General features: G+C 49.8%; 6 protein-coding genes, 2 pseudogenes and 2 riboswitches. Of the genes and pseudogenes, 7 read left to right on the top strand and 1 reads right to left on the bottom strand.

Annotated features, from left to right (window positions below):
• The 5 genes and pseudogenes from C161_RS31630 to C161_RS19800 all read left to right on the top strand — a co-directional run.
• Positions 1 to 1,033, top strand: a pseudogene (locus C161_RS31630) (collagen-like triple helix repeat-containing protein); the annotation flags it as partial.
• Positions 1,034 to 1,167: 134 nt separating this feature from the next.
• A riboswitch (glycine riboswitch) is annotated at positions 1,168 to 1,292 on the top strand.
• Positions 1,293 to 1,296: 4 nt separating this feature from the next.
• Positions 1,297 to 1,432: riboswitch (glycine riboswitch) on the top strand.
• Between the two features lie 139 nt (positions 1,433 to 1,571).
• Positions 1,572 to 2,261, top strand: coding sequence for an L-serine ammonia-lyase, iron-sulfur-dependent subunit beta (sdaAB, locus tag C161_RS19815; RefSeq protein ID WP_036607511.1), 690 nt, complete (start codon positions 1,572 to 1,574; stop codon positions 2,259 to 2,261).
• Entirely contained in the window at positions 2,251 to 3,189 is a 939-nt protein-coding gene (gene sdaAA / locus C161_RS19810; protein WP_036672202.1) for an L-serine ammonia-lyase, iron-sulfur-dependent, subunit alpha, read from the top strand. Before sdaAB ends, sdaAA begins: the two co-directional genes overlap by 11 nt.
• A gap of 399 nt (positions 3,190 to 3,588) precedes the next feature.
• Positions 3,589 to 4,671: pseudogene (locus C161_RS19805) on the top strand (YhgE/Pip domain-containing protein); the annotation flags it as partial.
• 54 nt (positions 4,672 to 4,725) lie between these two features.
• Complete coding sequence (locus C161_RS19800) at positions 4,726 to 5,238, top strand: helix-turn-helix transcriptional regulator (protein WP_051449824.1); 513 nt, start codon at positions 4,726 to 4,728, stop codon at positions 5,236 to 5,238.
• A gap of 140 nt (positions 5,239 to 5,378) precedes the next feature.
• Here C161_RS19800 and C161_RS19795 read toward each other — a convergent pair whose 3' ends face one another.
• Positions 5,379 to 7,133, bottom strand: a complete 1,755-nt coding sequence (locus C161_RS19795; RefSeq protein ID WP_036672194.1) for an alpha-glycosidase — start codon at positions 7,131 to 7,133, stop codon at positions 5,379 to 5,381.
• 228 nt (positions 7,134 to 7,361) lie between these two features.
• On the opposite strand from C161_RS19795, the gene C161_RS19790 reads away from it, so the two are divergent.
• Both C161_RS19790 and C161_RS19785 read left to right on the top strand, forming a co-directional pair.
• The gene (locus C161_RS19790) at positions 7,362 to 8,045 is read left to right on the top strand and encodes a response regulator transcription factor (RefSeq protein ID WP_036672191.1); all 684 of its coding nucleotides are present in this window, start codon (positions 7,362 to 7,364) and stop codon (positions 8,043 to 8,045) included.
• 44 nt (positions 8,046 to 8,089) lie between these two features.
• The gene (locus C161_RS19785; protein ID WP_076319509.1) at positions 8,090 to 9,595 is read left to right on the top strand and encodes a HAMP domain-containing sensor histidine kinase; all 1,506 of its coding nucleotides are present in this window, start codon (positions 8,090 to 8,092) and stop codon (positions 9,593 to 9,595) included.
• Positions 9,596 to 9,661: the final 66 nt, after the last annotated feature.

Below are 9,661 nucleotides of genomic sequence, written 5' to 3'. Positions count from 1 at the left end.
GGGGACGACGGGAGTCACTGGTGCTACAGGTGCGACAGGCGTAACCGGAACGACTGGAGATACTGGGGTTACAGGTGCGACAGGCGTAACGGGGACGACCGGAGGTACTGGGGTTACAGGTGCGACAGGCGTAACAGGGACAACCGGGATGTCCGGAGTAACGGGAGCAACGGGAGCGACCGGAGTCACAGGGGTTACAGGTGCAACAGGCGTAACCGGAACAACCGGGATGTCCGGAGTAACGGGAGCAACGGGAGCGACCGGAGTCACAGGGGTTACAGGTGCAACAGGCGTAACCGGAACAACCGGGACGTCCGGAGTAACGGGAGCAACGGGAGCGACCGGAGTCACTGGGGTTACAGGTGCAACAGGCGTAACCGGAACAACCGGGACGGCTGGTGTAACGGGAGCAACGGGAGCGACCGGAGTCACTGGGGCTACAGGTGCGACAGGTGCGACGGGAACAACCGGGACGGCTGGTGTAACGGGAGCAACGGGAGCGACCGGAGTCACTGGGGCTACAGGTGCGACAGGCGTGACGGGAACAACCGGGACGGCTGGTGTAACGGGAGCAACGGGAACGACCGGAGCCACTGGCGCAACAGGAGCTACTGGATCGACAGCAGCTTCTGCCCCTGCGGATTCTTCCTTGTTTGCTGATAGCCAGACCACGGCGTTGGGTCTTTCATTAGTAGCCGAAACGACGATTCAGACACTTAATGTACCTGTAGTGGCAGGTCAACGCGTGAAAATCGATAATAGTACACAAGTAGCAATAGTTGTAGGGTCTAACTGGAGTATTGCGTATAACATTAATCTGAGACGTAACGGAGTTTTAATTAATCAATTGCAACTCTCACGAACCGGTAATGCTTCGGGAACGTTGAGGTTTCTTTCCTCCAACACTTACGTGGATACATCCCCGACTACAACGACTAATGCATACACGATAAGTATCCAATTTACGACAACTAGCAACGTCACGAGTGCCTCAGCGGAAGTGAGAAATCTGAATGCTATTCGTTTCAGTTAAAATAGACATCGAACTTATGATAATTACACGTTACTTTTGTTGACATATATGATGTTGTACATTACTCTATGGGTATACTTGATCAAAAATTTAGAAATATACCAATTCGAATCGAATTAAGATAATACAGCGGATGATAACGAGCGGGAGAGACCTGAGTTAGCCGAGCAATATGGCTAGTGTTCAGGCACCGAAGGAGCAAGCTGCTGCGCACCCGGCGCAGTGGTTAATCTCTCAGGTAAATGTACCATCGTTGGACGCAACTCTGGAGAGTGCGCGAACTGCGCCACCCAAGGGGTATATGATCAGTCAGACCGGTGAACTTGTCTGTAATCGCAGGCAATGCACCTTGTCGTGAGACACTGCTGATCGTGAAACTCTCAGGTATCGAGGACAGAGAGAGGGCCTGGGGCCTTCTTCTGTCCTTTTTTGATGTCATCATATCCAAAATAAGGGACATTGTGGATGGAACTCCGGGATCGAAATGACGAATACATTTTACAAATATGAATCATGATTAATAATGGAGGGTTACAAGGTGCGATTTAAAGATGTTTTCTCAATTATTGGTCCGTCGATGACGGGGCCTTCAAGTTCACATACAGCTGGAGCGGCAAGGTTAGGGAGAATTGCTCGACAGTGGCTAGGATGTACGCCAGATCGTGCCCGGCTGACGCTGTACGGTTCATTTGCAGATACGTATCAGGGGCACGGAACAGATCTGGCACTGATCGGCGGTCTGCTGGATTATGTCACAGACGATCCGCGTATCCCGGATGCAGAGCAATACGCAGAGGAAGCGGGCATGGAGGTTGAGTTTTATACAAGTGGCCTGCCTGCTCCTCATCCAAATACGGTCAAAATTGAGTTGTGGCATGGAGAACGTGCCTGCTCCTTAATCGGTGCATCCATTGGTGGTGGAAGCGTATCCGTGCATTCGATGAATGATTTTCGTGTTCAGATTAGTGGTGAGTTTCCAACACTCGTTCTGCGACATGCGGATAAAGCAGGGGTGCTCGCATCGGTAACGTCCACGATCAGTTCATCCGGGGTTAACATCGGGTATATGCAGGTGGACCGGAAAGCCCGTGATGGCGAAGCACTTACCGCGATGGAAATGGATGGTGTGCCTAATCCTGATATGCTCAAGCGTCTAAAAGAGCTGGACCATGTGCTGGACATTCGTGTTATCGATTTGAAGAGAGGAGTTGATTCGGATGCGGTTTAAACATTTGCACGAGCTGAATACGATCTGTACAGCAGAATCCAAAACCATTGCTCAGCTGATGATCGAGGAGCAGGTTCAGGAGACCAATACACCGGAAGCGGATGTTGTGAAGCAGATGTCTGAATATTATCAGGTGATGAAGGAAGCGGTACGCAAAGGGTTAACGGAAGATACGACATCACGCAGTGGATTAACAGGTGGAGACGGCAAAAAAATGGCTGAGTACATTCGCAAGGGTGAGACTTGCTCGGGAGATGCTTCCGCACTTGCCATGGCGTATGCCCTGTGTGTATCTGAAGTGAATGCCTCCATGGGTCGGATCGTGGCAACACCAACAGCTGGTTCCTGCGGCATCATCCCCGGTGTTTTTATTAGCTCACAGGAGCGATTTGGCTGGACGGACGAACATTTGGTGAACGGGTTGTTCTGTGCGGGAGCGATTGGTTATGTTATCGCGAACAATTCATTTATCTCCGGAGCCGAGGGTGGCTGTCAGGCGGAAGTGGGTTCCGCTATCGGCATGGCTGCGGGTGCCATGGTTGAACTGCGTGGAGGTACACCGGAACAGGTCGTTCATGCCGTTGGTTTGGCGTTAAAAAATACACTGGGCCTTATCTGCGATCCGGTCGCAGGCCTTGTTGAAATCCCGTGCATCGTCCGTAATGGACTGGGTGCAGTTACGGCGCTGGCTGCGGCTGACATGGCCCTGGCCGGAGTGCGTAGTGCCATTCCGTCAGACGAAGTCATCGATGTCATGCTGGAAGTAGGCAGTGCAATGCCGAGCCGCCATCGGGAGACAGCCCAAGGTGGACTGGCCCAGACGCCAACCGGCCGCAAAATGATGCAAAAGCTGGCTAAACCAAAGGCAAAGCGTGCCGAGCCTGAGCCGGAGTCCCCTGCTGAAAATGACGTAGAAACTAAGGCATAAATCGGATTGATATGAATTAAATCTAACGCTAACTTGTGGAGCCTGCCTTTAGCCTTGATTATTAAAGGTGAAGAAGAGTCCTTACATGATATGAAAAGCCGGTACAAATCTTCCTGGTGAAGAGATGTATCGGCTTTTTTTGTCTTTTTCCAACGAAGAAAAACAAAAAAACATTGACGATCTATATATCGATTAGATATATTAATTGTTGTCATATATCAATACGATATATATAAGAGCGAAACAAAATTAAAGGAGATGGATAGAATGAAAGGTATTTTCCAGACGAGTCTGCTGTTTTTGAAAAACGGAGCCACCATTGTAGGTTTAATTACGGCTGTGCTGTTTCAGGTTTTTTTTAACATCATCTGACTTAGCGGATACGACCAGGTTAACGAAAGAATGACTCAATTGGCTGTCACCATCGTGAATGAAGATGGGGTAGCGGCTGAACCGGTGGCCGAGTCTCTGGCAGCGGGCCTGAATTTCGAGGTCAAAACATCTGAATCGATGCAAGAAGCGAGACAGATGTTAACGGACCGGGATGTGTACATGATTATTGAGATTCCATCAGGTTTCATGCAGCAGGCAGAAGACTTGTCGAAGCCGATGGCAGTTAAGTATGTGATGAACGAATCAAACGTGGCTACCGTGAAAAGTGTGATGCAGAACGTAGCCGCACAAGTTACAGCGACATTGAACCGTGAAGTACAACAGGAGGTTATTCACGGAGTGCTGAATCAATCCGGTATGACTGCTGATCAGGCCGATGCGTTGGCGCTGGGGTTATCTTCACGTGTTGAGGCAGAGGTGGAGCGGCTGAATCCTGTTGATAATTTTGCTTCCTCGATGGTACCGATGTTGATTGTAACGGCTACGTTTACCGGAGCGATGTTGCTAAGCATGAATCTGCAGAAAGTTTCTGGTGAACTGAGTGGGCGAGCTGGGAAATGGGAGCGCTTCTGGGCACGTAACATCGTTAATCTTGGTGCGGCATTTATCGTTTCGCTCGTTGGTTCGGGGATGATGCACATTATGGGGGTATCATCAGCAGACGGTTGGTTCATGTTATGGCTGTTCCAGTTACTGATCACCATATCTTTTCTATTTATGGCTCAGTTGAGCCTGCTATTGCTTGGCAATGCTGGGGCTTGGTTAAACAGCGCGCTGTTGCCTCTATTGATGCTGTCTTCGGGATCAACGATTCCGCGAGATGTAATGCCTGAGTTCTACCAATTTATCGGTCATTATCTGCCAGCGACTTATGCCGTAGAGGGGATGATGAACCTTGTACTCGGAGGAAACGGGATCGGCCGGGATGCGATGTTGCTTGCCGTAATCGGTGGAGTAACACTGACCCTGGGTGCGCTTTGCACCTGGATCAGACGCTCCGGCCCGGTACGTTCTGAAGCTCGTAGGGAGGACCAGCCTGCTGCTGTGCCTGTTGCTCTGAAAGCAACCGTTTCGTCATCTGATCATTGAACAAGGGGTACTGGTTGTGATACGTTAAGGGGAATGGAAAGGAGCGGTACACCGATGAACACGCAGCATGTCATCCTCGGAATACTGCACAATCAGCCAAGTTCCGGATACGAGATCAAGCAGTACTTTGAACAATATTTTTCATTTTTCTTTGATGCCAGCTTTGGCACCATATATCCTACACTTGCGAAGATGGAAAAGTCAGGATTGCTGACTAAGGAATCGGTGAAGCAGGAAGGGAAACCTGATAAGAACGTGTATTCATTGACCCCTGAAGGAGCAGCGCAATTTCACGCCTATTTAATGAGTCCTTTGGAAGCTGAGGTATTTCGTTCTGATTTTCTGATGCGGTTGTATTTCGGAGAGTTGGCGGATGAAGATACCGTAACGGGTTGGATATCCAGCCAGTTGAAGCGAAAGGAAATGTTATACGCTGAACTTCAGCGCCAGATGGAGGAATTTGGCGAACGTATTTCGCCTGCACAGCGTCTGTGTCTGCAAGTGGGGCTTGTACAATATGAGGCCACCATCCAGTTGCTCAAGGAACAGCTGGTTCGGCCAGAGTAATCCATGGCCATAATGAATAACGTCAAAATCAAATAGGTGCTCCACAGATCAGGAACAGATCTGGGAGCGCCTATTTCGTTTGATATGCCGATGAATTGAACAGACTCCAGTCTTGCATATGAGCAAGGATAGCTTGGTGTTTATGTGAGACTAGTACTCAATACGGCATATCCATACGCGGGCAGTTCAATGGCGAGTACGCCATCTTCCTTGGCGGTACGATGGTTTCCGCCAAATAACTCGGTCCATTCCTCGTCACCGGCCTCCAGCTCGACAATAGCTGTCTCTTCTGATCGATTGAACAGAACCAGAATGCGTTCCTCCTCATTTTGCCGCTCAAATACCAGTTGGCTGCCATCATGACGAGCCTGCAGGAAACGAACGGTGCCTTCTGCACGCAGGGCAGGATGCGCATGACGCAGGGAGATCAGTTTCTGATAAAAGTCGAACAGCTCTCGGTCCTGCTTCGCTTCATCCCATTCCATGCATTTACGGCAGCCCGGATCATGTTCGCCGTCCATGCCAATCTCGTCTCCGTAATAGATGCATGGAGCACCCATGTAACTGAACTGGAATAACGCAGCCAGCTTCATCTTGCGCTGGTCGCCTTCACACAGCGTGAGCAGCCGCGTGGTATCGTGGCTGTCCAGCAAGTTGAACGCCACTTCGCTGGCCTGAAGCGGATAACGGGATAACTGTCGCCCGATGGAGTTTGCGAACTGTTCGGCGTGCATCGTATTTTTCACAAAGAAAGCATTCACGGCATCGGTAAACGGATAGTTCATGGACGCATCGAACTGGTCGCCTTGCAGCCAGGAAGAAGACTCGTTCCATACTTCGCCCAGAATGTAGGCATCCGGATTAGCCGCTTTGACTACACGGCGGAAATCACGCCAGAATGCATCGTCCACTTCGTCTGCCACATCCAGCCGCCATCCGTCCGCACCCACTTCCTTGATCCAGTACTCGGCAACCTCCAGCAGATAGGCCTTAACCTCGGCATTCTCCGTATTCAGCTTTGGCATATGCGCTTCGAACCCGAAGGTCTCATACGTAGGAATGCCATCCTTCACGTCCAGCGGGTATTCGTGTACATGGAACCAGTCCTTATATTTGGATTGTTCTCCGTTCTTCTGCACATCTACAAACGGCGCAAATGTCTTCCCGGAATGGTTGAACACAGCATCCAGAAGTACGCGAATTCCGCGTGCATGGCACAGCTCGACCAGTCGTTTCACGGTATCTGCGTCACCAAAGTGCCGGTCTACCCGCAGGTAGTCTTCGGTATCGTATTTGTGATTGGTAGTGGCTTCGAAGATGGGTGTGAAGTAGATCGCATTAATGCCAAGATCGCTGATGTAATCCAGATGGTCGATCACGCCCTGAAGGTCACCGCCGAAGAAATTGAAAGGTGTCGGCTCGCCACCCCACTGCTCCACCTTTTCCGGACTAATATCCGGGTTGCCGTTGGCGAATCGTTCAGGGAAAATCTGATAGAACACTGCATCCTTAACCCATGCAGGGGGTGTGAATACAGCTCCGGCATGAATATAAGGGAACTGGAACATACGACCTGGATCATCCGGTTCTTCTTCCTGGAAGTCCGTCTCGGTCATCCAGATCTGTTCGTCTCCGTTTTTGAGCAGAAAAGAGTATTTCAGTCGGTGGTAGGGAGGTTTCACCTCACCCTCGAAGTAATCGAACATGGAGTCAGAGGTGAACTTTGTTAAGGGAACCAGCGCTTTGGTTGCATCCCACGCATATTTATCCCCGGTCAGGGCATGTACCTCGGTCAGATCATTCTTTTTGGCACGCAGGCGCAGGTGGATTGTATCTTGGTCATAGGCATAGGCCCAGTTTCGTTTCGGTTGATGATAGATGGCTTCCAGCAGCATAATGAATTTCCTCCCGTCAGGTGTAGAACTGATATGTACTTGGTAGACTTGATTAATATGACATTCCCCACGTTAATGGATAAGCTATAATTAGCATGTGTGGTAACGTAAAGGACTTCAACATTGTTTCAACAAGACATGAATCCATATGTTATAGACAGCTTTTATCATGATGATGCTCAGATATATCATTAACCCAATGGGGGCAGAAAGGAAACGAATATTCGGATGAAAACCAAACTGTTATATATTGAAGATGATACGGAAATTGCGACTTGGGTCAGAGCCGATCTGGAGGAGCGCGGTTATGAGGTGGTGTGGCTCGGCAGTGGTGAAGGTGCAGCGGAGGCTGCTGTCGGTTGCTCACTCATTATTCTGGATGTCATGCTGCCCGGGCTGGATGGATTTACGGTGGGCCAGCGACTGAAAAAAGAACATCCCGCCGTGCCCATTGTCATGCTTTCGGCCAGAACGTCCATTGACGATAAGTTGCACGGTCTTGATTTTGCCGATGACTATGTGACCAAACCATTTCACCCCGATGAACTGGCTGCCCGGATTGAAGTACAACTGCGTAAGGCAGGAACAGCGGTCTCATCGGATACAGCCCTGAAGCTGGATCATCTCTCCATCTATGAGAAGGACAATCGAATTATCAATGAGGAGACGGGAGATGAGATTATTTTATCGGGAAAACAGTTCCACATCTTCGCCTACCTGCTACGGCATATGGGCATGATTCGAACCAAAGAGCAGATCTATGAAGCCGTCTGGAACGAGCCCTATCTGGATGGGGACAAAACCTTAATGGTACATATTCGACATCTACGCGAAAAGCTGGAGCTTGATCCGGCCAATCCGGTAGTTATTCAGACGGTCCGTGGTGTGGGATATCGTGTGAAGAAGCCATGATCCGGTGGTTTAGAGAAAGGAAGATCATGAAGGGAGAACGAAGCATGGATCAAAAGCAATCCGGGCAGCGCAAGCTTCGCTTTGGGCGGTCCTTGATGTCCAGATATATCATCCTGATTCTGGCGGCAGTATTATTCGTCCCCGTCATTCTTCCGATCATGTCCATCATATATGTTGTCGTAGTGAATAACACGAATATGAATCAAGCGGCACCTTATGGTGACGTTACCCAGATCAGTAACCTCTGGTCGCTTGAAGCGGAGAACCTGAATGGTGCTTCGGATGAAGAGATTAAGGCCCGGTTGGAGCAATTACATGGCTCGTATCCCAAATCTTCCATGTATCGTGTGAAAGCGAGCGGTGAGACCCTCTTTATTCTCGGTAGTGAAGATGTAACGCTTCTGGAATCCACGTCGCCGGATGGCAGGACAGACACGACATTGAGATGGTCACTGGATTCCGGGCAAACGGCAGAGACCCGAATTCCAGCCGAATGGAATGCGAACAATACGGTGCAATTCATGAAAGAGGCTTCCTTTCGCGATCCGTTGACCGTAGTTTCATATATTGGCGGGGGTGAAAAGGACAGAGGGCAGGGCTTCATGATCATTGAAGTGCCGAGATCACTTCTGCAAATGAATCACAGTAACGGGCTGCTGGAACTTTTGTATCTCGGCATTGTAATGACCATCATCTTTCTGAGCTTCATCATGATGTCGATTCTCTTCTTCGCACGCATTCGCAAACGACTTATTCGTTTGCAGACAGCCATGATGACCACAGGCAAGGAAGGCCTCCCGCTTCCGGTAGATATCCGCCAGTCAGACGAGATCGGTCAACTGGAAGAAGCCTTCAATCAGATGGTGCATCAACTGTCCGATAGCCGTCACCGTGAACGCGAGGAGGAACAATTGCGCAAACGTCTCATTGCGGGGCTTTCCCACGATCTGCGTACCCCGCTAACGGTGATTCGTGGACATATGCATGCCTTGCACAAGGAAGAGCTGAGCGAGCAAGGTGACCGTTCATTACATCGCATGGAAGCAAAGATGGAGGACCTCGGCGGGCTCATTGACAACATGTTATCCTACAACTTGCTCACGAGCGGGAAATATACACTGAAGCTGGAAGAGAAAGATATACTGCGGATCGTCAGGGAAACGGCGGCGGCCTGGTACCCGGTCTGGGAGAAAGAGCAATTTGAGATTGATATTGACCTCCCGGAGGAACCGCTGATCTGGCATATGGATGAACAGGGCATGCGCCGTGTACTTGATAATTTGTTCCAAAACGTGATCCGTCATGCCGCCAGCGGGAAGTATATTAGCATATCAACCCAGGAGATTCAGGGTGAGACGGCTATTGTTATTCAGGATCGGGGTCCGGGAATGCAGCAGGATTCCGACACAAAAGGCACAGGTCTGGGCTTATCCATTGTAGACCTGTTGATTCGTGAGATGAGTCTGCGCAAGCGGGTAGATAGTTCCGATGCGGGTGTACAGACATATATCTACAGTGGTAAGGGAAATAAGGAAACAACAAACCGCTGAAATAGCTTTTTAAACTAAACTTAAACTAGAGACTACTTTGGCTTTAACCTTGGAAGGTTACGATAG

It is taken from the genome of Paenibacillus sp. FSL R5-192, from assembly GCF_000517845.1.
Taxonomy (GTDB): domain Bacteria; phylum Bacillota; class Bacilli; order Paenibacillales; family Paenibacillaceae; genus Paenibacillus; species Paenibacillus amylolyticus.
This window is presented reverse-complemented; position numbering and strand designations above follow the sequence as displayed.

Coding starts and splice junctions, on each gene's coding strand:
- sdaAA (WP_036672202.1), top strand. CDS start 2,251: ATGCGGTTTAAACATTTGCACGAGCTGAATACGATCTGTACAGCAGAA.
- C161_RS19785 (WP_076319509.1), top strand. CDS start 8,090: ATGGATCAAAAGCAATCCGGGCAGCGCAAGCTTCGCTTTGGGCGGTCC.
- C161_RS19800 (WP_051449824.1), top strand. CDS start 4,726: ATGAACACGCAGCATGTCATCCTCGGAATACTGCACAATCAGCCAAGT.
- C161_RS19790 (WP_036672191.1), top strand. CDS start 7,362: ATGAAAACCAAACTGTTATATATTGAAGATGATACGGAAATTGCGACT.
- C161_RS19795 (WP_036672194.1), bottom strand. CDS start 7,133: ATGCTGCTGGAAGCCATCTATCATCAACCGAAACGAAACTGGGCCTAT.